The organism is Pseudomonas sp. PH1b, from assembly GCF_000633395.1.
Taxonomy (GTDB): Bacteria; Pseudomonadota; Gammaproteobacteria; order Pseudomonadales; family Pseudomonadaceae; genus Aquipseudomonas.
Map to the genome: position 1 here is coordinate 1 of NZ_AYMU01000088.1, position 678 is coordinate 678.

1 protein-coding gene is annotated in these 678 nt (G+C 65.5%); it reads left to right on the forward strand.

Annotated features, from left to right (window positions below):
* A partial coding sequence (locus tag U873_RS0134145; RefSeq protein WP_025132491.1) for an ATP-grasp domain-containing protein occupies nt 1-654 on the forward strand: 654 nt, incomplete at its 5' end.
* Nucleotides 655-678 lie beyond the last annotated feature (24 nt).

The following is a 678-nucleotide window of genomic DNA, read 5'->3' on the forward strand; positions in this document are numbered from 1 at the left end:
TACGACGGCAAGGGCCAGAAGGTTCTGCGCAACGCCGCCGACGTCGAAGGCACCTTCGCCGAGCTGGGCAGCGTGCCTTGCCTGCTGGAAGGCTTCGTGCCCTTCACCGGTGAAGTCTCGCTGATCGCCGTGCGCGCCCGTGACGGTGAAACCCGTTTCTACCCGCTGGTGCACAACACCCACGACAGCGGCATCTTGCGCCTGTCGGTGGCCAGCAGCGATCACCCGCTGCAGGCCCTGGCCGAGGACTACTCCGGCCGCGTGCTCAAGCAGCTGGATTACGTCGGCGTGATGGCGTTCGAGTTCTTCGAAGTCGACGGTGGCCTCAAGGCCAACGAGATCGCCCCGCGGGTGCACAACTCTGGGCACTGGACCACCGAAGGCGCCGAGTGCAGCCAGTTCGAAAACCACCTGCGGGCGGTGGCTGGCCTGCCCCTGGGCTCCACGGCCAAGGTTGGTGAGAGCGCCATGCTCAACTTCATCGGCGAAGTGCCGCCGGTGGACCAGGTCATCGCCATCGACGACTGCCACCTGCATCACTACGGCAAGGCCTTCAAGGTCGGGCGCAAGGTCGGTCATGCCAACCTGCGCTGCGCCGATCAGGCGACCCTGCAAGCGCAGATCGCCAAGGTCGAAGCGCTGATCGCCAAGTAACAAATCCACCGGCTGGCGGGAACC